This is a genomic window from Blastococcus sp. KM273129, assembly GCF_021698995.1.
Taxonomy (GTDB): Bacteria; Actinomycetota; Actinomycetes; order Mycobacteriales; family Geodermatophilaceae; genus Blastococcus.
Window position 1 is genome coordinate 1 of the sequence record NZ_SSXB01000065.1, and the last position, 23,093, is coordinate 23,093.

Below are 23,093 nucleotides of genomic sequence, written 5' to 3' on the forward strand. Positions count from 1 at the left end.
GGCGGGGGCCGGTCGCGGCGCCAGCCCTCGACCAGCGCCTCGACGTCGGCCAGCCCCGGCACCGGTGACCACCGGCTGGGCTGCGGGGTGCGCCAGAACGCCTCGACCCGGGCGTTGTAGTCCTCCGCCAGCGCCCGGACGGCCTGCTCGCTGCCCAGCCGGGCCGCGCGCTCGGGCAGGACGTCCCGCTCCCGGCGGAGCGCGAGGCCCGGCGGGAGCATCTCGGCGGTCTCGATGCCCTCGCGCCGCGCCTTGGCCACGGCCCAGTCGTAGGCCGTGGTGTCGCGCTCCAGGCCGGGGATCGGCTTGCCGGCGCCGTCCAGGCCCTCGAAGTCGCCCCGCTCGCGGGCGCGGGCGATCTGGGTGTCCACCCACGTCTCGAACGAGACCCCCGGCGGCTTGCGCTGCGTCATCGCCGTCCATGGTCCACGCCTCTGGCAGGCTCGCCACCGTGCGGACGACGAGCAGCCGGGAGGTGTACCGCAACCCGTGGATCCGGGTGCGGGAGGACACGGTGCAGCGGGCCGACGGGTCCAGCGGCGTCTACGGCGTGGTGGAGAAGCCCCACTTCGCCCTCGTCCTCCCCGCCGAGCGGGACGGCTTCTGGCTGGTGCAGCAGCACCGCCACCCGCTGGGCCGCCGGGCCTGGGAGTTCCCGCAGGGCACCTGGGCGCACGGCGCGCACGGTTCCGCCGAGGAGCTCGCCCGGGCCGAGCTCGCCGAGGAGACCGGCCTGCGCGCCGGCACCCTGACCCACCTCGGCCACCTCGACCTGGCACCCGGGCTGGCCACGCAGGAGTTCGACGTCTGGCTGGCGGCCGGCCTCGAGCCCGGCCCGCCCGCGCGGGAGGTGACCGAGGCCGACATGGTGGCCGCGTTCGTCCCCGAGCACGAGCTGCGGGCGATGATCCGGGACGGCCGCTTCACCGACGGGCCGTCGCTGGCGGCCTACGCCCTCCTGCTCCTCCGCTGACGCGCCGCGCGCCCGCCCGGCGACGGAGGGTGGTGACCGGCCCCCGAACGGGTGTGACCACCCGCCGCCGGCGTGCGCGGCGCCCGGGCTGCCAGCAGGCTGTCCCGGTGCCGCTGTCCGCCCCGGGCCTGCCCGCGCTGCCACCGGAGCTCTCCGGGCCGGTCGCCGTGGAGCTCGCCAAGCCGGTCCGCGAGATCCCGTCGCCCGCCGCGCTGAGCGGCGGGTGCCGGTACGAGCCCAAGTGGGACGGCTACCGGCTGGTCGTCGTGCGCAGCGGCAGCGCCACCCGGCTGTGGTCCAAGCAGGGGCGCGACCTCACCGACCGCTTCCCCGACGTCGCCGCCGCCGCGCTCGCCCAGGTGCCCCCCGGGACCGTCGTCGACGGCGAGGTCGTCATCTGGCACGACGACCGGCTGGACTTCGGCCTGCTGCAGCAGCGCATGGTGGCCTCGGCCGGGCGGATCCGGGCGCAGGTCTCCGCGGCGCCCGCCTCCTACGTGGCGTTCGACCTGCTGGCCGCCGGTGGCGAGGACCTGCGCGGCCGGACGTTCACCCGGCGGCGCGCCGCCCTCGAGCAGCTGGCGGCCCGCTGGGCCCCGCCCATGCAGCTCTCCCCGGTCACCGCCGACCCGGCCGAGGCGCGGCAGTGGTTCGACGACTTCCGCCCGGCCGGCGTGGAGGGGCTGGTCGTGAAGGGCGCGGCGAGCCGCTACGCACCCGGCCGCCGGGAGTGGCTGAAGGTCAAGAGCTGGGAGACGACCGAGGTGCTCGCCGGCGGTGTCATCGGCGACCTGGACCGGCCGGGCCAGCTGGTGGCGGGCCGCTACCGCGGCGGCGAGCTCGTCGTCGTCGGCCGCAGCAGCCCGCTCTCCCCCGCCCAGTCGGCCGAGCTCGCCGCCGTGCTGCGGCCCGCGGGCCCGGACCACCCGTGGCCCGAGCGCGTCGGCACCGGCCGGTTCGGCGGCGGACGCCTCGCCGTCCCGCTCACCCGCGTCGAGCCGACCGCCGTCGTCGAGGTGAGCGCCGACGCCGCCCTGCAGGCCGGCGTGTTCCGCCACCCGCTGCGCTTCGTCCGGGTGCGCCCCGACCTGCGCCCCGAGGACGTCCCCGGGATCTGAGCCCTCCTCCCCCCTCCGGGTGAGCGGGGTCACCTCGCCGCGGCCGGCGGCCGATGCGATCGGCGTGACCACGTCCCCGACCAGCGCACCGGCCGCCCGCGCCGCCTGGCTGCACACGGCGCTGGTGGTGCTGGTCATCGCCCTGGTCGTCGTCGTGGTCCCGGAGGGCCCGTGGCGTCCGGCCGCCGAGATCGTCCTCTACGCCCTGGGGCTGGCCGGGGTGGTGACCGCGTTGCGGCGGCACCGGACCCCGCTCGTCGTCGCCTGGTCGGGCCTCGCGGCCGCCCTCGCCCTCTTCGCGCTCAGCTGCGTCGCGGACGTCGCCGCGCTGGCCGGCCTGGCCCCCGGCATCAGCGCGCCGCTGGAGACCGCCCTCGACGTGGCCGCCTACGCGGCGCTCGTGGTCGGGGCCCTGGGCGTGGTCCGCGCCGGCCGGCGGCGCCGCGACTGGGCATCCTGGACCGACACCCTGACCCTCCTGCTGGCGGCCGGCCTCATCCTCCTCGCCGTGCAGGGCGACCGGCACGCGCACGGGAGCGACTTCGTCGAGGTCAACGTCGGCACGCCCCTGCTCACCGCCGTCCTGCTGATCGTCTGCCTGCCGCTGGCCCTCACGCGGGGCCGGACGGTCACCACGGCGGCGCTGTTCACCGCAGCCGCGCTCGCCGTGGCGGCGTACGGCGGCGCCATCCTCACCGGCACCACGCTGCGGGGGTCCGCGGTGCTGGACCCGGTCTCCCTCCTCCCGATCGCCGCGCTCTGCCTGGCCGGGCGCCACCCCTCGGTCGTCGCTCTGGGCCCCGCCGCCACCACCGGGCGGGACGCCACCTTCGGCCGGGTCGTGGCCGTGGGCGCCGTCCTGCTCGTCAACCCCGCCGTGCTGGTCCTGTGGACCGTGGACCACGGCGGAATCGGCTATGTCCTGGGCGCGGGCAGCGCCGTGCTGTCCGGCCTGGCCCTGTGGCGGCTGCTCGCCCTCAGCCGGGAGCGCGAGCGCACCCGGGCGGCGCTGGCCGCGAGCGAGGAACGGCTCCGGGTCCTGCTGGAGAACGCCGCCGACGTCATCGCCATCGTCGACGCCGAGGGATCGGTCGCGTACATGAGCCCGGCGGTCCGGTCGCTGCTCGGCCGCCCCCCGGCCGACTACGTCGGGCGCGACGCCATCTCGCTGGCCGATCCCCGCGACCAGCCGCGCCTGCGGGCCGCCGTCGCCGCGGCCGGCCGCTCCGCCGGCGGCGGCTCCGGCGTCGTGGACACCGACATCCGCGTCCAGCACAGCTCCGGCGGCACCCGGTGGGTGGAGATGCGGATCAGCGGCCGGGTGGACGCCGTCGGCATCGAGGGCTGGGTCGTGAACTTCCGGGAGGTCACCGACCGGAAGCTGTTCGAGGAGGAGCTGCGGCGGCAGGCGCGCACCGACCCCCTGACCGGCCTGCTCAACCGGACCGCCTTCAACGAGCGGCTCGAGGCAGCCGCCGCCGGCGCCGGACCGGGCAGCTGCCCGGCGGTGCTCTTCATCGACGTCGACGACTTCAAGGACGTCAACGACACCCTGGGGCACGCCGCCGGGGATGAGCTGCTGCTGGCGGTCGCCGGGCGGCTCTCCGCCGACGTGCGCGGCGAGGACGTGGTCGCCCGGCTCGGCGGTGACGAGTTCGCCCTCCTGCTGGCCGACGCCGACGCCGCACTGTTGCGCGAGGTCGCCGAGCGGCTGCTCACCGCGCTGCGCGCACCGGTGCGGGTGGGCACCCGCACCACCACCGTGACCGCCAGCATCGGCGGCGCGCTCGGGACGGCCGGCTGCACCGCAGAGGAGCTGCTGCACCGCGCCGACACCGCCATGTACGCCGCGAAGCGCACGGGCAAGGACTCCTGCGCCCTGCTGGGGGCGGCGGAGGACGCGCTCCCCTGACGGCGCGCGGCTCAGGGCTGCTGCGGCACCCGGCCCAGGCCGACCAGCAGGCGGCGCAGCAGCGCGGCCAGCTGCTCCCGGTCCCCCGACGGCAGGGCCTCCAGCAGCCGCCGCTCGGTCTCCAGGTGGTCGGGCAGCGCCGCGTCCAGCGCCGCGCGGCCCGCGTCGGTGAGCGTGACGACGACGGCCCGCCCGTCGGCGTCGCTGCGCCCGCGGGTGATCAGGCCCTTCTCCTCCAGCCGGTCGAGCCGCTGCGTGATCGCGCCCGAGGTGACCAGCGCCGTGCGCATGAGCGCGGTGGGCGTGAGCTGGTAGGGCGCGCCCGCCCGGCGCAGGGCCGCCAGGACGTCGAAGGAGGGCGCGTCGAGGCCGTGCCGGGCGAAGGTGGCCCGCTGGGCGAGGTGCACCTCCCGCTGGAGCTGGGTGATGCGGCCGATGATCCCCATGGGCGAGCAGTCGAGGTCCGGACGCTCCCGGGCCCACTGCTCGAGGATCAGGTCGACGGCGTCCTCCACGTCGCTCACCGTAACGGCCCCGGCGGCGCAGCCGGACCTGCGCGCATCAGCGCAGCCGCGAGCTGAGCCGGACGGTGAACCCGGCCGGTCCGCGGACCAGGTCGACGTGGTCCCAGAGCTTGCGGGTCAGCCACAGGCCCATGCCGCCCCGGGCCAGGTCGGCGCCGTGCGCCGGGCGGTAGCCGGGGAACGGGATGTCGGTGCCGGGGCCCTGGTCGGTGACGGCGACGACCATGCGCCCGCCGTCGGCCCACACGCGGGCCGAGACCGGGCGGGCGCCGTGCCGGAAGGCGTTGCTGGCGATCTCGCTGGCGGCGAAGTGCAGGTCGGCGGCCTGGTCGGGGTCGGGCACGTGGACCTGGACCACCGCCCGGAGCAGGCGGCGCAGCTCGGCCAGCGACGGGGCGTCGTCCACCGCCAGCACCGGGTCCGACTCCTCGATCGGCTCACGGGGCACCGGCAGCCGCCGGACGTAGGCGGTGGGGTTCTCGAACGCGGCGCTCGGCACGACCTCGCCACCGGTCAGCACCCAGGGGTGCGTGGCGGCCGCCCCGGCGAGCACCTCGGCGGGGAGCTCGCGGCGGTCGAACAGGCACAGGCCCGACACCGGCCGGACGGCCATCAGCAGGTTGACGGCGGCCTCGTAGCGCAGCCCGTCGCGCCGGTCGAGCGGCCCGTCGCCGAACCGCACCTGGCCGGCGACCCGCAACCGGCCCGAGCCGGTGCCCCGGGCCCGCCGCACCAGGTCGCGGCTGGCGGCGACGGCGTCGGGCACCGTCGTGTCCAGCAGGCACAGCCGGTCGTCCGTCTCGACCGCCCCGGCGCGCTCGCCCAGCGCCCCGGTGACCAGCTCCGCCGTCCCCGGGGGGCAGGAGAGGACGACCAGGTCGCCGGCCCGCAGCCCCTCCTCGAGCCAGGGCAGGGCCGCGGCCAGCAGCTCGTCGTCGGAACCGACCGGCGCGGCGACGTGCGGGACCTCCGCGAAGGAGACCGCGGCACGGAGGCGCCCGGGCGCGCCCGTGCCCGCACCCCCGCCGGTCACCTGCGCCATCCGGTCTCCTGCACCTCCGGACCGGAGCCTTCCCGGCCGACTGGTTGAGCATTCTGCGACATCGTCGGTCACGCGCCGCACGAGGGCGCGCTGAACGCCCGGTGCTCACCCCTCGGGGCGACGGGAACGGCCCCGGACGCGACCGGTGGCGGCGGGGTCGCACCCCACCGCCACCGGCGCCGACGTCGCTCCCGCGGCGTCAGGGCTGGAAGGCCCCCGCCACCTTCCGCAGCTCACCGGACATGCGCACGAGGTCCTCCGCCGCGGTCTGCATCGCCGCCACGCCCAGGGAGGTCTCCTGGGCCCCCTGCGCCACCTCGGCCACGGTGCCGGCGATCGACCGGCCGCTCTCCGCGGCGTCCGCGATCGACCGGCTCATCTCGTTGGTCGTCGCGGTCTGCTCCTCGACGGCCGAGGCGATCGTCGTCTGGTAGTCGTTGATCTCGGCGATGATCGCGGTGACGCCGCCGATCGCCTGCACCGCGCTGCCGGTGTCGGTCTGGATCGCCTCCACCCGCCGGGCGATGTCCTCGGTGGCCTTCGCCGTCTCCTGCGCCAGCTCCTTCACCTCGTTGGCCACCACGGCGAAACCCTTGCCCGCCTCCCCGGCGCGGGCGGCCTCGATCGTGGCGTTCAGCGCCAGCAGGTTCGTCTGCTCGGCGATCGAGGTGATCACCTTGACGACGTTGCCGATCTCCGCGCTGGACTCCCCCAGCCTGCCGATCGTCACCGAGGTCGACTCGGCCGCGGACACGGCGCTGCCGGCGATCCGGGCGGCCTCGGCGGCGTTGTGCGCGATCTCCCGGATGGAGGCGCCCATCTGCTCCGCCCCCGCGGCGACCGCCTCGATCCCGCCGCTCACCTCGCGGGTGGCCTCGGTGACGTCCCGGGCCTGCCCCTGGGAGCGGTCCGCGGTGCCGGCGATCGCTTCGCTGGTGGACGACAGCGTGCGCGCCGCCTCCTCGAGCAGCTGGGACGCCTGGCCGACCTCGCCGACGACCCCGGAGACCCGCCCCAGCGTGGTGTTCACCGCGCCGGCGAGCTGGTCCAGCTCGGTCCTCCCGGCGCCCTCGTCGAGCCGGCGCTGCAGGTCACCGGTGCTCAGCACCTCGGTCATGGCCCGCAGCGGCCGGTTGATGCTGCGGGAGATCAGCACCGACAGGCCCACGATCACCAGGATGATCGGCGTCGCCCAGAGCGCCATCGCGGCCAGCTCGGCCCGGAGGGCCCCGTCGAGGTCGGCGACGTAGATGCCCGAGCCGACCACCCAGCCCCACGGCTCGTAGCCGGCCACGTAGGAGATCTTCGGCTGCGGCTCCTCCTCGCCGGGCTTGGGCCACAGGTAGTCGACGAAGCCGCTGCCCTCGGCCTCCACCACCTCGACGAACTCCACGAACAGCTTCTTGCCGTCCGGGTCCTCGTTCCCCGAGAGGTCGGTCCCGTCGAGTTCGGGCTTGATCGGGTGCATCACCATGGTCGGGCCCATGTCGTTGATCCAGAAGTACTCCTCGCCGGAGTACCGCAGCCCGCGGATCGCGGCGGCGGCCGACGCCTGCGCCTGCGCCACCGGCATCGCGCCGGAGGCGGCGAGATCGCCGTAGTGGCCGACGACCCCGAGCGCGGACTCCACGGCGACCTTGGCCTGGTTCCGCTGCTCCTCCTCGATCGTCGAGCGCACGTGCAACGCGCCGATCACGGCGATCGTCGCCATCCCGATCACCGCGACGAGCACCAGCGCCAGCAGGCGGGTGCTCACCTTCACACGGCTCAGTCGCCCGGTCATGGGTACGCCTTTCGGTCGGATTCGTTCCTCTGGTCGTCGGGGACGAGAGGAACGGATCGAGCCGAAGGGGCCGATCGTGACCGTTCGGTGACCCGCGTCACCGCAGGTGTCGCCTCAGCGGCGGAGGGAGACCGTCACGGTGAACTTCGGGTCCCGGTCGGCGACGCGGGTGGGTCCGACCACCCGGTTGAGCGCCGGGCGGTAGCGCAGCGCCGAGTTGTAGACCGTCCAGAGCTCGCCGCCGGGGCGCAGCACCCGTGCCGCCGCCACGAACAGCCGGTCGGCGGCCGTCGTCACCACCGCGGCGCCCACGTGGAAGGGCGGGTTGCAGACGACCAGGTCGACCGAGCGGTCCGGCACCGTCGCCGCGGCGTCGTCCCGCCGCACCTCGACGCGGTCGGCGACGCCGTTCGCGGCCGCCGTCGCCTCGGCCGAGGCGACGGCGGCGGCGGACTGGTCCACGGCGAGGACGCGCAGCCCCGGCCGGTCGCGGGCCAGCAGCGCGGCCAGGACGCCGGTGCCGCAGCCGAGGTCCACGGCGGTCCGCGCGCCGGGGGCCATCTCCGGGAGCGCCCGCAGCAGCGCCCGGGTGCCGATGTCGACCCGCGTGCCGGCGAAGGCCGCCCCGTGCGCGCAGACGGTCAGGCCGAGGTCGGGGTGCTCCTGGCGCCGCGGGAACGACGAGGGGCGCGGCCGCGGCCCGCGGGCGACCAGCACACGGGACTTCTGCCGGGCCAGGCTCGCCTGCACCTCGGTGAACGAGGCGCCGAGGACGTCGTTCATCGCGTGCGTCATGTGCTTGACCCGGCCGCCCACCAGGACGGTGACGTCGGGGGCCGCCGACGCCGCGACCACCTCGGCGATCTCGCGCAGCGCGTCCAGCCCCTTGGGGGCCTTGACCAGCACCAACCGCGCGCCGTCCGCCAGCCCGGGGCCCAGCGGCAGCGACCGGGAGGTGCCGGCCAGGCCCACGCGCTCGGCGTTGGCCGCCAGCGCCCGCTCCCCCACCAGCAGGTCCTGGCCCACCCGCACACCGGTGAGCCCGTGCCGGGCGGCCAGCCCCAGCGCGAGCGCGCCGTAGGAGTCGTCGACGACGGCGACCTCGCCCGGCCCGCACCGGGGGACCAGCTCGGCCGCGAGGTCGAGCAGCAGCCGGTCGGTCGCGTCGACGGCGACGAGGTCCGGGGCCTCGACGTCGGGGGTGCGCCGGAGTGCGCCGAGGACCTCCTCGGGGGTGAGCGCCACGCCGGCGTCAGCCGCGCGGGGTGGCGGCGACCAGGTCGGCGACGACGCCGGCGAGCTCTGGGCCGACGTCCTCCTGCAGGAAGTGCCCGCCGCCGGCCAGCGTGGTGTGCGGCATCCCCTGGGCGCCGGGCACGAGCTTCCGGAACACCCGGTCGCCCCCGCCGGTGATCGGGTCGGAGTCGGAGAAGGCCGTGAGGAAGGGCTTCTCCCAGCGCGCCAGCACCTCCCACGCCGCCCGGTTGGCCGCGGCCGCCGGGTCGTCGGGCGACGTCGGCACCAGCGCGGGGAACTGCCGGGCGCCGGCGGTGTACCGGTCGTCGGGGAAGGGCGCGTCGTAGGCGGCCACCACCTCGGGGGCGAGCCCGCGGGCGGTGCCGTTGCCGACGATGCGGCCGATGTGGAACTCGGGGCTCTCCTGGGAGAACCGCTGCCAGGCCAGGAACGCCTCGCTCATCTTCTGGTCGCCGGTGGGCAGGCCGGTGTTGGCGACGACGACCCGGGCGAACCGGTCGGGGTTCTCCGCGACCAGCCGCAGCCCGATGAGCCCGCCCCAGTCCTGGCAGACGAGGGTGAGGTCGCGCAGGCCGAGCTCGTCGAGCAGCGCCTGGCGCATCCAGCCGACGTGGCGGGCGTAGGTGTAGGCGGACCGCTCGACCGGCTTGTCCGAGCGGCCGAAGCCGACCAGGTCGGGCGCGACGACGCGCAGGCCGGCGTCGACCAGCACCGGGATCATCCGGCGGTAGAGGAAGGACCAGGACGGTTCGCCGTGGAGGAGCAGCACCGTCTCGCCGTCGGCCGGGCCTTCGTCGACGTAGGCGATCCGCAGTCGGCCGCCCTCGCCGTCGTCGACCTCGACGTAGCGGGGTTCGTACGGGAAATTGGGCAGGTCGGCGAAGCGCTCGTCAGGGGTGCGGAGGGTCTCCACGGGTCCGGCCTCCAGTCATGGGCACAGGGAGCTATCCATGCGGTCTCGGGGCCTGAACCGTAGGCACAGCTCCCCGTGCCCCCGCGGGGTGGGGCGGGGGCGAAGGGCTTGCCGCGCGAGACGGCCGGCGCTACCGTCAGTTCATAAGTCGCGGCTTATGCAACCGAGGAGGCGCCATGACCACCACCGATCCGGTCGCCACGGCCGGCCTGGTCACGCGCGAGGTGCGCACCGGTTCCCGGGACGGCGCGCCGACGCGCATCGCCGTCGCCCGGCGCACCTACCGCGCCGACCGGGCCCAGGTCTGGGGCGCGCTCACCGACGCCGAGCGGCTGCCCCGCTGGTTCCTGCCGGTGAGCGGCGAGCTGCGCGCCGGCGGCCGCTACCAGCTCGAGGGCAACGCCGGCGGCGTGGTCGAGCGGTGCGACGAGCCCGAGTCCTTCGCCGTCACCTGGGAGTTCGGCGGGATGCTCTCCTGGCTGCAGGTCACCCTCTCCCCGTCGGACGGCGGCACCGAGCTCGAACTGGTGCACGAGGCCCCCGTGGACCCCGAGTTCTGGGCGCAGTTCGGGCCGGGTGCGGTGGGTGTGGGCTGGGACCTGGCGCTCATGGGCCTCGGGCTGCACCTGGACAGCGGCGCGCCGGTCGACCCCGAGGTGGCGGCGACGTTCACCCTGACGCCCGAGGGGGTCGAGTTCGTCCGCCGGGCGGCCGCCGGGTGGGGCGAGGCCGCGGCCGCCGACGGCGACGATCCCACCGCCGCGCGGGAGGCGGCCGACCGTACCGTGGCGTTCTACACGACGCCGCCGTCCGGGGATGCCCCAGGAGCCGGGTGAACGGGACCTTCGAGGCGCTGGGGGACCGCACCCGCCGGCAGGTCCTGGAGCTGCTCTCCACGGGCGAGCAGCCGGCGGGTGCCCTCGTGCGGGCGCTGCAGGCGTCGGCACCGATCTCGCAGCCGGCGGTGTCCCAGCACCTGCGCGTGCTGCGGGAGGCGGGGCTGGTCACGGTGCGCGCCGAGGGCACCCGCCGGGTGTACGCCCTGGACCCGTCCGGGCTCGCGGCCGCCCAGGCCTGGCTCGCGGCCCTGGCCGACCCCCTGGCGGCGTTCGCCCAGCCCCTCGACGCGCTGGCGACCGAGGTGGCGCGGGGGGAGCGCGCCCGGCGGACCGCACCGGGCGCCGCGCAGCACGACGGCCGCTCGGCCTGACCCCTGCGGCCGGCCGGGCGGCACCGGCGGCCCCGCGCCCGGCAGGATGGCGGCATGCCGATCACCACCCGCGAATGGCAGCTGGCGGCCCGCCCGCACGGCGAGCCCACCCCCGACGACTTCCGGCTCGTGGAGCTCGAGCGCCCGGACCCGGCCGAGGGGCAGGTCGCCGTCCGCATGCTGGTCATGTCGGTCGACCCCTACATGCGCGGCCGGATGAACGCGGGGAAGTCCTACGCGGCCCGCTGGGAGATCGGCGAGACGATGAAGGGCGGGGCGGTCGGCCGCGTGGTCGCCTCCCGCTCCCCCGACGTCCCCGAGGGCGCCCTGGTGCTCGCCGACGCCGCGTGGCGGGACGTCGCCGTCCTGGACGCCGCGCACGTGCGGGTGCTGCCCGAGCTGCCGGGCATCCCGCCCAGCTACCACCTCGGCGTGCTGGGCATGCCCGGGCTCACGGCCTGGGCCGGGCTCTTCCGGCTCGCGGAGTTCCGGGAGGGCGACACGGTGTTCGTCTCCGGTGCCGCGGGGGCGGTCGGCAGCCTGGTCGGGCAGTTCGCGAAGCTGAACGGGGCCGCCGCGGTCGTCGGCAGCGCCGGCACCCCGGAGAAGGTGCGCTGGCTGACCGAGGAGGTGGGCTTCACCCGGGCGTTCGACTACCACGACGGGCCGGTGGCCGACCTGCTCGCCACGGCCGCGCCCGAGGGCATCGACGTCTTCTTCGACAACGTCGGCGGTGAGCACCTGGAGGCCGCGATCGGCGCCTTCAGGGAGTTCGGGCGCGGTGCGCTGTGCGGCGCCATCTCGGGCTACAACGCCACCGAGCCCGCCCCGGGGCCGCGCAACATGTTCATGATGGTCACCAAGAAGCTGAGCCTGCGCGGGTTCATCGTCGGTGACCACGCCGACCTGCGGGACGAGTTCACGACGGAGGTGACCCGCATGGTCACCTCCGGGGACCTCGTCGTCCGGGAGACGGTGCGCGAGGGCCTCGAGAACGCCGTCGACACCTTCCTGGACCTCCTGCGCGGCGGGAACACCGGGAAGATGGTGGTGAAGCTCGCCGAGTGAGGCCGGTTCCCGGCCGGCGGGACGGGGCAGAGTCCGGGGCATGTGGCTCTTCCTCACCCGCCGGCTGCGCATGTGGCTGATCCTGACCGTGGTCGTCCCGCTGGCGACCGGCGTCCTCCGCCGGCTCGGCCGCGCGCTCGAGCGGCGACGCGGGCCCTCCACGGTCAGCAACGCCCTGCTGAAGGCCGGCGACCTCGGCGACCGGGCCCGCACCAGCCTCCGGGGCGGCCGCCGGTCCCGCCGGGCGTGACCGAGCCGGTCCTGGAGACCCGTCCGGCGTCCGGCCCGGCGCGGGCGGTCGCGCTGTTCTGCCACGGCGGGACGGTGGCCAGCGTCGAGCCGCCCAAGGAGCGGGCGCTCTCCCTGGTGCGCATGCGCGCGATCGAGCAGTTCGTGTCCGGCGCCGCCGCCGGGCGGGGGCTCACCACCTGCCTGCTGCGCTACCGGTTCGCCGGCTGGAACGGGGCTGCGGCCGACGCCTACGCCGACGTGCGCTGGGCGCTGGACCGGATCCGCGACGAGCACGGCGACCTGCCCGTCGTCCTGGTCGGGCACTCGATGGGCGGCCGGGCGGCGCTGCGCGCAGGCGGGGACGACGGCGTCGCGGCGGTCTGCGCGCTCGCACCCTGGACGCCGCCCGGTGAGCCGGTCGGCCACCTGCGCGACCGCACCGTCGCGATCCTGCACGGGCGGGGCGACCGCTGGGTGCCGGCCCAGCTCTCCGCCGACTTCGCCGTCCGGGCGCAGCGCGCGGGCGCCCGGGTCGCGCGGTTCACCATCGCCGGCGGCCACAGCATGCTGCGCTCGGCGCACCGCTGGCACGCCTTCACCCGCGACGTCGTACTCGCCGGGGCAGGGCTGGCCCCGCTGCGGCCCGATCTCGCCGCGGCCCTGGCCCGGCCGGCGCCGGAGGGCCTCGCCGTCCCGTTGTGAGGACGGCAGATCCGCTGCGGTGCCCGGCAGCGACGGACCTCGTCGCCGGGGCCGGGCACCCCTAGCGTCGGCCCGGTGATGGACTGGAGCACCGACCCGGCCGCCGCCGCGGCCCACTTCGCCCGCCGGCTGGCCGTGGAGACCGACGTCAGCGACGTCCACACCGCCCTGGAGACCGGCGACCCGGGGTTCGTCCTGCTCGACAGCCGCAGCCGCGAGGCGTGGCAGCAGGGGCACGTACCCGGCGCGGTGCACCTGCCCGGCGCCGAGATCCCCGACCGGGCCGCCGCCGAGCTCGACCCCGCGGTGCCGGTGGTGACCTACTGCTGGGGTCCCGGGTGCAACGGCGCCACCCGCGCGGCGCTCCGGCTGGCGCTGCTCGGCTACCGGGTGCGCGAGATGATCGGCGGCTTCGAGTACTGGGCCCGGGAGGGCCTGCCCGTGGTGCGCCCGGACGGCGTGCACCGGGCTCCCGCCGATCCGCTCACCGCCCCGGGGGGCAGCTGCGGGTGCTGACCACCGGCACGGGGTCGTCGGCGAGGCGCGACCACAGCACCTCGTCGTGCTTCACGCCGTCGCCGTAGCGGAAGGAGCGGCGCAGCCGCCCCTCGCGCCTGAAGCCGGCCTTCTCCGCGACCCGGCCGGATGCCGGGTTCTCGACCGCGTGGCACAGCTCGACCCGGTCCACCGGCAGGGCGCCGAACGCCCAGCGGCAGGCGGCGTCGACGGCGGCGGGTGCCAGGCCCCGCCCGCGCGCGGCCGGCACCGTCCAGTAGCCGACCTGCGCGTTCCCGTGCAGCCGGTCGATGGAGTGCAGGGAGACCGAGGCGAGCAGCTCGTCCGCCGCCGGGTCGACCAGCGCCCAGCTGGCGTGGTCGCCGGAGGTCCAGTCCATCCGCCGCCCGAGGAGCACCAGGGCGTCGGTGCGGGAGGCCACGCCCCCGCCGTTCCACCGCCGCAGCTCGCGGTCCTGGAACGCCGACCACAGCGCCCCGATGTCGGTCTCCCGCCACGGGCGCAGCAGCAGGTCGCCCACCGGCAGGTCGACGGGCTGCAGCGGCTCGGTCACGCCCCGATCGTGCCGCAGGCTCAGCCCTCGGCCGAGCCGGGGGCCGTCATCGGCTTGTGCGTCTTGCCGGCGACCGCATCGGGCACGAGCGCCGACAGCCGGCCCATCAGCTTGCTGCTCACCGACCCGGCGAACACCGACGCCTCACCCTTCATCAGCCCCTCGTACCCCTGGCGGGCGACCAGCGCCGGGTCGTCCTTGCTGTCGCTGGCGCCCAGCTTGGTGTCCGTCAGGTCGCCGCGGTCGAAGAACTCGGTGTCCGTGGGCCCGGGCAGCAGGGCGGTGACGGTGACGCCGGTGCCCTCGAGCTCCTCCCGGAGGCCCAGCGCCAGGAACTGCACGAAGGCCTTCGTCGCGGAGTAGACGGCCTGGAACGGCTCCGGGGCCTGCGAGGCGACCGACGAGGTGAACAGGATCCGCCCCTCGCCCCGGACCACCATGTCCTGGGCGACGCGCTTGGCCAGGTGCATCGTCGAGATGCAGTTCAGCTCCACCATCCCGATCTCCCGGTCGAGGTCGGTCTCGACGAAGCGGCCGCCGAGGCCGACACCGGCGTTCAGCGCCGCCGCGTCGAGCGGCCGGCCGGCCCCGCGCACCGCCGCGACCACCTTCTCGACCTCCTCGCGCCGGGTGAGGTCGGCCCGGATCGGCGAGACGGCCGCACCGCGCTCGCGCAGCTGCACGGCCGCCGCGTCGAGCTCGGCGTCCTCGGCGACGGCCACGAGGTCGAACCCGTGCTCGGCGAACTGCTTGGCCAGCTCCAGCCCGATGCCGCTGGACGCACCGGTGACGAGGGCGAGGGGGCGGGGCGTTGCGTCGGACACGGGACCTCCAGGGTGGGACGGCGGACGGGGACCTCCGTGCCCAGGAGGACGCCGGTGCACTCCTGGCGCGCGTGTCGCCGGCCCGCGGGGGTAGCCCGCCGCCGTGGAGGTGCGCGTGCGGCCCGCCCCGGACCTGCGCCGGCTGCTGGCCGCGCGGTACCGGGGCGCCGGTGAGCGGCCGCTGCCCTTCGACCCCGACACGACCGCCGGCCACCTCGTGCAGGCCGCCGGGATCCCCCTGACCGAGGTCGGCGCCATCCGCGTGGACGGCGCGCCGGTGCCCCCCGCCGCACGCGTCCGCCCCGGTGCGGTGCTCGAGGTGGAGCCCGCGCCGCGACCGGTCGCCGTCCCCCCGGGCGGGTTCCTGCTCGACGTCGGCCTCGGCGCGCTCGCCCGGCGCCTGCGGCTGCTCGGGGCGGACGCAGCCTGGTCGAACGACGCCGACGACCCGGCGCTGGTCGCGCGGGCTGCGGCGGAGGACCGGGTGCTGCTCACCCAGGACCGCGGCCTGCTCATGCGCCGCGCCCTGCCGCACGGCGCGCTCGTGCGGGGCGACCGGCCGGAGGAGCAGCTGGTGGACGTGATGGACCGGTTCACCGTGCCGCTGGCACCGCTCACCCGCTGCACCGCCTGCGGCGCGATCCTCCACCCGGTGCCGAAGGCGGAGGTCGCCGGTCTGCTCGAGCCGGGCACCCGCCGCACCGTCGAGGACTTCTCCCGGTGCGCCGGCTGCGGGCGGGTGTACTGGCGCGGCGCCCATGCCGCGCGCATCGACGCGCTGGTCGAGCGGGCCCGGCGCGCCGGCCCGGGCAGGCAAGGCTGACCTTGGCCCCGGGGGGCCACGGGTCGGCCCCGGCGTGACACGCGAGCCGGGCAGACCAGGGGCGACCGCCACCCGGACACCCTGCGAGGCCGCCGTGTACCTGTCGAAGACCGAGGCCGCCGTCCTGCCGACGACGCTCCGTGCGCCCGCGCAACGCCCGGCGAGCACGGCGCCGGGTCGCCGCCGGCTCTGGTCGATGCTCGGCCCCGCCTTCGTCGCCGCCGTCGCCTACGTCGACCCCGGCAACTTCGCGACCAACTTCTCCGGCGGCGCCGCGTTCGGCTACACCCTGCTCTGGGTGATCGTCGCGGCGAACCTCATGGCGATGCTCATCCAGTCGCTCACGGCGAAGCTCGGGCTCGCCACCGGCCGCGACCTGGCCACGCTCTGCCGGGAGAACCTGCCCCGGCCGGTCACCCGGGGGCTGTGGCTGCAGGCGGAGGCGGTCGCGATCGCCACCGACCTCGCCGAGATCGTCGGTGGGGCAGTGGCGCTGTACCTGCTGTTCGGGGTCCCGTTGCCGATCGGCGGCGTCATCACCGCCGTGGTCGCGTTCGTCCTGCTCGCCGCGCAGTCCCGCGGGTACCGGCCGTTCGAGCGGGTCATCGCCGGCCTGCTGCTGGTCATCGGGGTCGGGTTCGGGTACACGCTGCTCGGCTCCGGCGTCGACCCGGGCGGGCTCGCCGGCGGCATGGTGCCCTCCTTCGACGGCGCCGAGAGCCTCGTGCTGGCCACCGGGATCCTGGGCGCCACGGTGATGCCGCACGTGATCTACGTGCACTCCGCGCTCACCCCGGGCCGCTACGGCGACGCGGTCACCGCCGGCCGCACCCGGGAGGGACGGGGCCGGCTGCTGCGGGCGCAGCGCATCGACATCGTGGTGGCCATGGGCCTGGCCGGGCTGGTCAACGCCGCGATGCTGGTCATCGCCGCGCAGCTGTTCACCAGCGACAGCGGCGTCGACACCCTGGAGGGGGTGCACACCGGGCTCGGTGACCAGCTCGGCACCGGGGCCGCGCTCGCCTTCGCCCTCGCGCTGCTGGCCTCCGGCTTCGCCTCGTCGTCGGTGGGCACGCACGCCGGGCAGGTCGTGATGGCCGGGTTCCTCAAGCGGCACATCCCGGTGCTCACCCGCCGGCTGATCACCCTCGCGCCTGCCCTGGCGGTCCTGGTGCTGGGCGGGGACCCGACGACGGCGCTGGTGTGGTCGCAGGTCGTGCTCTCGTTCGGCATCCCGTTCGCGCTCGTGCCCCTGCTGTGGCTCACCAGCCGCCGCGACCTGATGGGCGGCTGGGTGAACCGCCGGACCACCACCGTGGCGGGCAGCGTCGTCGCCGCCCTGATCATCGGGCTCAACGCCCACCTGCTCCTGGGCTTCGTCCTCTGACGGCGGTCGGTGCGGGTGGCGTTATGTGCACATAACGCCCGACAGAGGGGGTGGTCGGTGCGGGGGGCGTTATGTGCACATAACGCCCGACTGAGGGTGGGCTAGGCTCGGCGGCAGCACAACTCAACACGTCAAACAGCAGGGGAGCGCTTCGGCGCTGAGAGTGCGGGACACCGCAGACCCTCGAACCTGATCCGGGTCATGCCGGCGCAGGGAGTCTGGAGGAAGCAATGGCCGATCCGGCCGTCCGTTCGCCGAACGCTGCGCCCGCCCGGGAGCGCAGCAACCGCTGGCGCACCGTCGACATCGTCGTCACCGCCGTCCTCGGCGCCGCCTTCGGCGTCGTCTTCTGGGCCTGGGGCCTGCTCTGGGCCGGCACCGGGACGGCGTTCGCCGCCTTCCCGCCCGCCCAGGCGTTCATGTACGGCGTCTGGCTGATCCCCGCCGTGCTCGCCCCGCTCATCGTCCGCAAGCCCGGTGCCGGCCTCTTCGCCGAGCTGGTCGCCGCGATCGTCTCCGCGCTGCTCGGCTCCGCCTGGGGGACGACGACGATCGTCTACGGCCTGCTGCAGGGCCTGGCCGGCGACGCCGGGTTCGCCGCCTTCCGCTACCGCCGGTTCGGCTGGGCGCCCGCGCTGCTGGCCGCCGTCCTCGCCGGTGCGACCGCCGCCGTGCTCGACCTCGTCTACTACTACCCCGACTGGTCGGCGGGCTGGAAGACGACCTACGTCGCGCTGGTCGTGGGCAGCACCGCGGTCGTCGCCGGGATCGGCAGCGTGCTGCTGGCCCGCGCGCTGGCCGCGAGCGGCGCGCTGTCGTCGTTCGCGTCCGGTCGCACCCGGGTCTGACGACGTCCGGGGCCTCGGGCCCGGCCGCCGTCCGGCTGCGCGGCTGGGGCTTCCGGCACGCCACCCGGCGGGCCTGGGCGGTGCGGGACGTCGACCTGCGGATCGCCCCCGGCGAGCGGGTGCTGCTCACCGGCCGCTCGGGCGCCGGCAAGTCCACGCTGCTGCGCGCGCTCGGCGGGCTGCTGGAACCGGAGAACGGTGACGTCGAGGGCGAGCTCACCGTCGACGGCGAGCCGCCCGACCGCAGCCGGCAGCGCGTCGGCATGGTCTTCCAGGACCCGGACTCCCAGCTGGTCATGACCCGTGCCGGCGACGACGTCGCCTTCGGGCTGGAGAACGTCGGGATGCCGCGGGACCGCATCTGGCCCGCGGTCGACGCGGCGCTGGACGCCGTCGGCTTCGGGCTCGGCCGCGACCGGGCGACCGCGGCGCTCTCCGGCGGGCAGAAGCAGCGGCTGGTGCTGGCCGGGGCCCTCGCCCCCCACCCGGGCCTGCTGCTCCTGGACGAGCCCACCGCCCAGCTCGACCCGGACGGCGCCGCGCTGGTGCGCGCGGCGGTGGACCGGGCGGTGGCCGACCGGTCGGCCACCCTGGTCGTCGTCGACCACGACCTGGAGGCGTGGCTGCCGCTCGTGGACCGGGTCGTGGAGCTGCTGCCGGGCGGCGGGCTGACCGAGCACCCCTCCGGCTGGACGCCACCGCCGCTGCGGTTCCCGGTGCGCCGGGCCGGCCTCCCGGCCGGCGAGGCGCTCCTGCGCGCCGAGGCGGTGGGCTACACCCACCGCGGGTCGGACCGCCCCGCGCTCGCGCCGACCGACGCGGCGCTCCTCGCCGGCCGGACGCTCGCCGTGACCGGACCGAACGGCACCGGCAAGTCCACGCTGGCCCTGCTGCTCGCCGGGCTGCGGGCGCCGACGAGCGGGCAGCTCCGGGTGGGGCCCACCCTGCGTGCCGGGCTGCGCCGGCCCGACCGGCCGCCGGCGCGGTGGCGGGCGGCCGAGCTGGTCGAGCGGATCGGCACGGTGTTCCAGCAGCCCGAGCACCAGTTCCTGACCGGGCGGGTGCGCGACGAGCTCTCCCTGGGACCGCTGCGGGCCGGGGCGGACCGCACGTCGGCCGGCCGGCGCGCCGACGACCTGCTCGAGCGGCTGGGGCTGGCGCCGCTCGCCGAGGCCAACCCGTTCACCCTCTCCGGCGGCCAGCAGCGCCGACTGTCCGTGGCCACCGCGCTGGCGACCCGCCCGCCGGTCCTGGTGCTGGACGAGCCGACCTTCGGCCAGGACCGCGACACCTGGGCCGAGCTGGTCGCGCTGCTGGCCGAGCAGCAGGCCGACGGACGCGCCCTGTGCCTGGTCAGCCACGACGCCGCCGTCGTCGACGCGCTCGCCGACGACGTCCTCCGCCTCGGGAACCCGGTGCCGGCGTCGTGACCGCACCGCTGACCCTCGGCCCGGCCCGCGAGGTCCCCCTCTCGGCGATCAACCCCGTCGCCCAGCTGTCGGCGATCGCCGTCCTCACCGTCGTCCTGCTCGTCAGCGGCGACCTGGTGACGCCGTCGGTGGTCCTCGCCGCCGAGCTGGCGCTGCTGCCCGCCGCGGGCCTGACCACCCCGCGCTCGATCCTGCACCGCACGTGGCCCCTCCTGCTGAGCGCGGCCGGCGTCGCGTGGGTCAACGTCGCGTTCGGCACCCTCGACGGCGCGGCGGCGTGGCTGAGCGGGGCCACCTGGGGGCTGCGGGTGATCGCGCTGGCCCTGCCGGGCGTCCTGCTGGTCTCCTCCACGGACCCGGTGCGGCTGGCCGACGCGCTCACCCTGCACTGGCGGGTCTCCACCCGGTTCGCCTACGGGGCGCTCGCCGCCCTGCGCCTGGTGCCGCTGCTGGCCACCGAGTGGCAGACCATCCGCCTGGCCCGCCGCGCGCGGGGCGTCGACGCCGGAGCCAGCCCGGGCGCCCGCCTGCGGCTGTTCGCCGGCACCGCGTTCGCGCTGCTCGTCGGCGCAATCCGGCGGGGCAGCCGGCTGGCGACGGCGATGGACGCCCGGGGTTTCGACTGCGGCGTCCCCCGCAGCAACGCCCGCGGCTCCGCGCTGCACCGGCGCGACACCTGGTTCGTCGTCGGCGCCGTCGTGGTGTGCGCGTCCGCGGTGACGCTGAGCGTGCAGACCGGCCACTGGTCCCCGGTGTTCGGCTGACGCGGTGTGACCTTCGCGACATCGGGTTTACCCGGCGCCGCTCCGGCCGATAGCGAACGGTCAGGCCCGCGTGCACCAGGGGGCCGGGAACCGAGGAGAGCAGCGGCGTGACAGGGCAGGCGGCCGGCACGATCTGGCCGTCGGCGTACCCGCCTGCCGCGGAGGCGGTCCTCACCTGGCGCCTGCGCGACGTCGCCGAGCTGCCCGGGGTGCGGGCGGAGGTCCGCGCCCGCCTCTCCGGCCCCGGCCTCGCCGACCTCCTCGACCGGCTGGTGCTGGCCCTGGACGAGATGGCGTCCAACGCCCTGCGCCACGGCGGCGGGGAGGTGCGGGCGACGCTGCGCACCACCGGCGACGCCTACCTGCTGGAGGTGACCGACCAGGCCGCCCAGCACCCGCCGGAGCCCGCCGTGGGCCGCGACCCCAGCCTCGGCGGGCTGGGGCTCTACCTGATCGCCGAGCTGGCCGCGGAGCACGGCTGGTACGCCGACGGGGCCGCCAAGCACGTCTGGGCGCTGCTCCGCCGCTGACCGACCGGGGTCAGCCCTGCGGGTGCAGCCGCAGCGCCACGAGGGCGACGTCGTCCTGCAGCCCCTCGGGCCGCAGCCGCTCCAGCAGGGCGTCGCACAGCTCGGGGAGCGGCCGGTCGGCCAGCTCGGCGAGCGCCGACCGCAGCCGGGCGGTGCCCTCGTCGAGCGACAGGTCGCGCCCCTCGACCAGGCCGTCGGTGTACAGCAGCAGCGTGGCCCCCCGCGGCACCGCCACCACCGTCTCGGTGCGCCGCGTGGCCGGCTCCACCCCGAGCATGAGCTCGGCCCGCTCGCCGGCCAGCTCCTCGATCCGGCCGTCGGGCCGCAGCAGCAGCGGCGGCGGGTGGCCGGCGTTGGACCAGCGGAGCCGGGTCACGCCCGCGGCCCGCTCCTCGTCGGTCTGCTCGACCCGCACGACCGCGGCGGTGGCCAGCGTGCCCACGTCCAGGCCCCGGATGGCGAGGTCGAGGTCGGTGAGCACGCCGGCCGGGCCGATGTCGCGGTAGGCGATGCCGCGCAGCATCCCGCGCAGCTGGCCCATGGCCGCCGCCGCTGCGGTGTCGTGCCCGACGACGTCGCCGATCACCAGCACCGTCGCGCCCGAGGGCTGCAGGAAGGCGTCGTACCAGTCACCGCCGACCTCGGCGACCGCCACCGCCGGGTGGTAGCGCACCTCGATCTCGGAGTGGTCCGGCTGCGGCGGCGCCGTGAGCAGGCTGCGCTGCAGCCCCTCGGCCAGCCGGCGCTGCTGCTCGTAGAGCCGGGCGTTGTCCAGCGCCAGGGCGACCCGCCCGGCGACCTCGCGCACCGCCGCGACGTCCTCCTGGTCGGGCAGCGGGCGGCCGGCGGACCGGTAGACGCTCAGCGCCCCGAGCGTGCGGCCCCGGGCGGAGAGCGCCATGGTGACCGCCGAGCGCGGCGCCAGCTCCCGGAAGGCGTGGCGCACCTCGCCCGGGGGCAGGGTGCGCCCCACCGCCGCCTCGACGTCGGGCACGACCAGGGGCTGCCCCGAGGCGAGCGCGCGGAGGATCGGGGCGTCGGGCGGGATGGAGGCCAGCCGCAGGGCGGCGTAGCGGTGGACCGCGTCGCGGAGCCCCGGGTCGCGGTGCCAGCTCGCGACGTCGCGCATCCGGCCGTCCTCGTCGGTGAGGGTGAGGATCGACCAGTCGCCGAGGTCGGGCACGAGCAGCTCGGCGACCCGCTGCAGCGCCTCCTCCTCGCGCGGCCGGGTGCCGAGCGAGGCCGCCATCGCCGTCGTGGTGTGCGCGACCAGCGCGAGGCGGGCCGCGCTGCGGCGGGCCTGCTCCTCCGCCGCCCGGCGCTCGGTCACGTCGAGGAAGGAGACCGACAACCCGTCGGGGGTGGGCCAGCTGCGCACCTCGAACCAGGCGTCCAGCGGGGCCGGGTAGTACGCCTCGAACAGCTGCTCCTGACCGGTCTCGGCCGCGGCCCGGTAGTACCGCTCGAAGTCGCTCCCGACGGCGGCCGGGAAGAGCTCCCAGATCACGCCGCCGAGCAGGTCGTCGCGGACGGCGCCCAGCACGCGCTCGGCCTCTGCGTTCACGTAGGTGAACCGCCACTCCCGGTCCAGGGAGAAGAAGGAGGCCTTCATCGCCTCCAGCAGGCGGGCGATCCGGACGTCCTCCCCGCGCTGCGGCGTCGTGTCGAAGGCCGCGCCGAGCAGCCGCACCGCGGAGCCGTCGTCGTCGCGGACGGCGCGGCCCCGGCCGCGCACCCAGCGGGTCTCGCCCGAGGGGAGGACGACCCGGAACTCCGCGTCGTAGTCGCCGCGCCCGTCGATGGCCGCCTGCAGCGCCTCGGTGGTCCGCTCGCGGTCGTCGGGGTGCACCCGGGAGACGAAGGCGTCGATCGTCTCGTCGAACCCGGCCCGCTCGTAGCCGAACAGGGCCAGCAACCGGTCGTCCCACAGCAGCCGGCCGGTCCGCAGGTTCCAGTCGAAGCTGCCGATGCCGGCGGCGTCGATGGCGAGCTCGAAGCGCACGCGGTGCGCCTCGTACTCCGCGGTGAGCGCGATGAGCTGGAGCTCGGTGCTCACCGACGCGGCGAGCTGCCGCAGCAGGGTGACGTCGCGGTCGGTCCACTCCCGCACCTGGTGCTCGACGGCGCACAGGGCACCGATCGGCTCGCCGCCCGAGGCGCGGACCGGGATGCCGAGGTAGGCGGCGACCTGCCCGGACCGCACGGGCTCGCGGCCGGCCAGCCGCTCGTCGCGGGTGGCGTCCGGCACGACCAGCGGGCCGTCCTCGGTCACCGCTGCGGCGCACAGCGAGCGGTCGAGCGGCACCCGGGCGCCGATCCCGCCCGGGGGCAGCCCGGTGCCGGCCACCGCGGTCTGCACCTCGCCGACGAGCGAGACCTGGACGGCGGCGCAGTCCAGCAGCCGGGTGGCGAGGTCGGTCAGGCGCTGGAGGCTGCGGGAGCCGAGGGCCTCGCCGACGAGCGCGCGGACCAGGTCGACGCGGCGGCCCGTGCCGGATGCCGTCCCGTGGGCGGCCGGCCCGTCCGGGAGGTCGGCGGCGGTCACGTCGGTTGCCCTCCACAGACGGTCCGCGGGTGGCGGCGGCACGGTTGCTGCGGCCGCGGCCAGGGAGAGAGCCTGTCACACCGGGCGGGCGGGCACGCGCACCGGATCCGCCGGGCGCGGCACGGAGGGCGGGGCATGGG

The 23,093-nt window shown here is 76.5% G+C and carries 24 protein-coding genes and 1 riboswitch; of the genes, 15 read left to right on the top strand and 9 right to left on the bottom strand.

The window, feature by feature from the left end; translation table 11 throughout:
• On the bottom strand, positions 1 to 413 hold a 413-nt coding region (locus tag E9565_RS16330), incomplete at its 3' end, for a DUF1992 domain-containing protein (RefSeq protein WP_236835896.1).
• A gap of 38 nt (positions 414 to 451) precedes the next feature.
• Here E9565_RS16330 and E9565_RS16335 point away from each other — a divergent pair.
• The 3 genes from E9565_RS16335 to E9565_RS16345 all read left to right on the top strand — a co-directional run bounded on the left by E9565_RS16335 (position 452) and on the right by E9565_RS16345 (position 4,003).
• Positions 452 to 973, top strand: coding sequence for an NUDIX hydrolase (locus E9565_RS16335; RefSeq protein WP_236828033.1), 522 nt, complete (start codon positions 452 to 454; stop codon positions 971 to 973).
• A gap of 107 nt (positions 974 to 1,080) precedes the next feature.
• Positions 1,081 to 2,091 carry an ATP-dependent DNA ligase gene (locus E9565_RS16340; protein ID WP_236835898.1) on the top strand — a complete coding sequence of 337 codons (1,011 nt, stop codon included), beginning with the start codon at positions 1,081 to 1,083 and terminating at the stop codon, positions 2,089 to 2,091.
• A gap of 64 nt (positions 2,092 to 2,155) precedes the next feature.
• Entirely contained in the window at positions 2,156 to 4,003 is a 1,848-nt protein-coding gene (locus E9565_RS16345) for a sensor domain-containing diguanylate cyclase (protein ID WP_236835900.1), read from the top strand.
• Between the two features lie 11 nt (positions 4,004 to 4,014).
• Here E9565_RS16345 and E9565_RS16350 read toward each other — a convergent pair whose 3' ends face one another.
• The 5 genes from E9565_RS16350 to E9565_RS16370 form a co-directional block, all read right to left on the bottom strand.
• Entirely contained in the window at positions 4,015 to 4,518 is a 504-nt protein-coding gene (locus tag E9565_RS16350; protein WP_236828036.1) for a MarR family winged helix-turn-helix transcriptional regulator, read from the bottom strand.
• A 46-nt stretch (positions 4,519 to 4,564) separates the two neighbouring features.
• Positions 4,565 to 5,569 (bottom strand): sensor histidine kinase, encoded by a 1,005-nt coding sequence (locus E9565_RS16355; RefSeq protein ID WP_236835902.1) that lies wholly within the window; start codon positions 5,567 to 5,569, stop codon positions 4,565 to 4,567.
• A gap of 199 nt (positions 5,570 to 5,768) precedes the next feature.
• Entirely contained in the window at positions 5,769 to 7,352 is a 1,584-nt protein-coding gene (locus tag E9565_RS16360; protein ID WP_236828038.1) for a methyl-accepting chemotaxis protein, read from the bottom strand.
• A 114-nt stretch (positions 7,353 to 7,466) separates the two neighbouring features.
• Positions 7,467 to 8,597, bottom strand: a complete 1,131-nt coding sequence (locus tag E9565_RS23335) for a class I SAM-dependent methyltransferase (protein ID WP_236835904.1) — start codon at positions 8,595 to 8,597, stop codon at positions 7,467 to 7,469.
• Positions 8,598 to 8,604: 7 nt separating this feature from the next.
• Complete coding sequence (locus tag E9565_RS16370; protein WP_236835906.1) at positions 8,605 to 9,522, bottom strand: haloalkane dehalogenase; 918 nt, start codon at positions 9,520 to 9,522, stop codon at positions 8,605 to 8,607.
• Positions 9,523 to 9,698: 176 nt separating this feature from the next.
• Here E9565_RS16370 and E9565_RS16375 point away from each other — a divergent pair, with 176 nt between their 5' ends.
• From E9565_RS16375 to E9565_RS16400, 6 genes are all read left to right on the top strand, one after another.
• The gene (locus E9565_RS16375) at positions 9,699 to 10,358 is read left to right on the top strand and encodes an SRPBCC family protein (protein WP_236835908.1); all 660 of its coding nucleotides are present in this window, start codon (positions 9,699 to 9,701) and stop codon (positions 10,356 to 10,358) included.
• Entirely contained in the window at positions 10,355 to 10,732 is a 378-nt protein-coding gene (locus E9565_RS16380; RefSeq protein ID WP_236828042.1) for a helix-turn-helix transcriptional regulator, read from the top strand. The genes E9565_RS16375 and E9565_RS16380 overlap by 4 nt, the downstream gene beginning before the upstream one ends.
• Before the next feature lie 54 nt (positions 10,733 to 10,786).
• Positions 10,787 to 11,800, top strand: a complete 1,014-nt coding sequence (locus tag E9565_RS16385; protein WP_236835910.1) for an NADP-dependent oxidoreductase — start codon at positions 10,787 to 10,789, stop codon at positions 11,798 to 11,800.
• A 40-nt stretch (positions 11,801 to 11,840) separates the two neighbouring features.
• On the top strand, positions 11,841 to 12,050 hold the full coding sequence (locus tag E9565_RS16390) for a hypothetical protein (protein WP_236828044.1): 210 nt from the start codon (positions 11,841 to 11,843) through the stop codon (positions 12,048 to 12,050).
• A complete protein-coding gene (locus E9565_RS16395) occupies positions 12,047 to 12,733 on the top strand; it encodes an alpha/beta fold hydrolase (protein WP_308113144.1) in 687 nt (228 codons plus the stop codon). The genes E9565_RS16390 and E9565_RS16395 overlap by 4 nt, the downstream gene beginning before the upstream one ends.
• 78 nt (positions 12,734 to 12,811) lie before the next feature.
• Positions 12,812 to 13,249: a rhodanese-like domain-containing protein gene (locus E9565_RS16400; RefSeq protein WP_236835922.1), complete on the top strand. Its 438-nt coding sequence runs from the start codon at positions 12,812 to 12,814 to the stop codon at positions 13,247 to 13,249.
• Here E9565_RS16400 and E9565_RS16405 read toward each other — a convergent pair.
• Together E9565_RS16405 and E9565_RS16410 are read right to left on the bottom strand one after the other, a co-directional pair.
• Entirely contained in the window at positions 13,218 to 13,802 is a 585-nt protein-coding gene (locus E9565_RS16405) for a GNAT family N-acetyltransferase (RefSeq protein WP_236835912.1), read from the bottom strand. The two genes, E9565_RS16400 and E9565_RS16405, sit on opposite strands and share 32 nt — an antisense overlap.
• A gap of 20 nt (positions 13,803 to 13,822) precedes the next feature.
• Entirely contained in the window at positions 13,823 to 14,626 is an 804-nt protein-coding gene (locus E9565_RS16410) for an SDR family oxidoreductase (protein ID WP_236828047.1), read from the bottom strand.
• A gap of 103 nt (positions 14,627 to 14,729) precedes the next feature.
• Between E9565_RS16410 and E9565_RS23340 the strand changes: the two genes are divergently transcribed.
• The 6 genes from E9565_RS23340 to E9565_RS16440 all read left to right on the top strand — a co-directional run bounded on the left by E9565_RS23340 (position 14,730) and on the right by E9565_RS16440 (position 20,408).
• Positions 14,730 to 15,449 carry a Mut7-C ubiquitin/RNAse domain-containing protein gene (locus E9565_RS23340; protein ID WP_236835914.1) on the top strand — a complete coding sequence of 240 codons (720 nt, stop codon included), beginning with the start codon at positions 14,730 to 14,732 and terminating at the stop codon, positions 15,447 to 15,449.
• 94 nt (positions 15,450 to 15,543) lie between these two features.
• A complete protein-coding gene (locus tag E9565_RS16420) occupies positions 15,544 to 16,836 on the top strand; it encodes an Nramp family divalent metal transporter (RefSeq protein WP_236828049.1) in 1,293 nt (430 codons plus the stop codon).
• Between the two features lie 130 nt (positions 16,837 to 16,966).
• A riboswitch (TPP riboswitch) is annotated at positions 16,967 to 17,070 on the top strand.
• Positions 17,067 to 17,684: an ECF transporter S component gene (locus tag E9565_RS16425; protein WP_236835916.1), complete on the top strand. Its 618-nt coding sequence runs from the start codon at positions 17,067 to 17,069 to the stop codon at positions 17,682 to 17,684. (Overlaps the previous riboswitch by 4 nt.)
• A gap of 80 nt (positions 17,685 to 17,764) precedes the next feature.
• Entirely contained in the window at positions 17,765 to 19,114 is a 1,350-nt protein-coding gene (locus E9565_RS16430; protein WP_236835918.1) for an ABC transporter ATP-binding protein, read from the top strand.
• Entirely contained in the window at positions 19,111 to 19,878 is a 768-nt protein-coding gene (locus E9565_RS16435; RefSeq protein WP_236835920.1) for an energy-coupling factor transporter transmembrane protein EcfT, read from the top strand. Before E9565_RS16430 ends, E9565_RS16435 begins: the two co-directional genes overlap by 4 nt.
• A gap of 107 nt (positions 19,879 to 19,985) precedes the next feature.
• A complete protein-coding gene (locus E9565_RS16440; RefSeq protein WP_236828053.1) occupies positions 19,986 to 20,408 on the top strand; it encodes an anti-sigma regulatory factor in 423 nt (140 codons plus the stop codon).
• Between the two features lie 10 nt (positions 20,409 to 20,418).
• Here the strand turns inward: E9565_RS16440 and E9565_RS16450 are convergent, their stop codons facing one another.
• A complete protein-coding gene (locus E9565_RS16450) occupies positions 20,419 to 22,953 on the bottom strand; it encodes a SpoIIE family protein phosphatase (protein WP_308196142.1) in 2,535 nt (844 codons plus the stop codon).
• Positions 22,954 to 23,093: the final 140 nt, after the last annotated feature.

Excerpts from the sequence above, each read along its gene's own strand:
- E9565_RS16390 (WP_236828044.1), top strand. The coding sequence starts at position 11,841 with ATGTGGCTCTTCCTCACCCGCCGGCTGCGCATGTGGCTGATCCTGACC.
- E9565_RS16375 (WP_236835908.1), top strand. The coding sequence starts at position 9,699 with ATGACCACCACCGATCCGGTCGCCACGGCCGGCCTGGTCACGCGCGAG.
- E9565_RS16385 (WP_236835910.1), top strand. The coding sequence starts at position 10,787 with ATGCCGATCACCACCCGCGAATGGCAGCTGGCGGCCCGCCCGCACGGC.
- E9565_RS16400 (WP_236835922.1), top strand. The coding sequence starts at position 12,812 with ATGGACTGGAGCACCGACCCGGCCGCCGCCGCGGCCCACTTCGCCCGC.
- E9565_RS16355 (WP_236835902.1), bottom strand. The coding sequence starts at position 5,569 with ATGGCGCAGGTGACCGGCGGGGGTGCGGGCACGGGCGCGCCCGGGCGC.
- E9565_RS16360 (WP_236828038.1), bottom strand. The coding sequence starts at position 7,352 with ATGACCGGGCGACTGAGCCGTGTGAAGGTGAGCACCCGCCTGCTGGCG.
- E9565_RS16425 (WP_236835916.1), top strand. The coding sequence starts at position 17,067 with ATGGCCGATCCGGCCGTCCGTTCGCCGAACGCTGCGCCCGCCCGGGAG.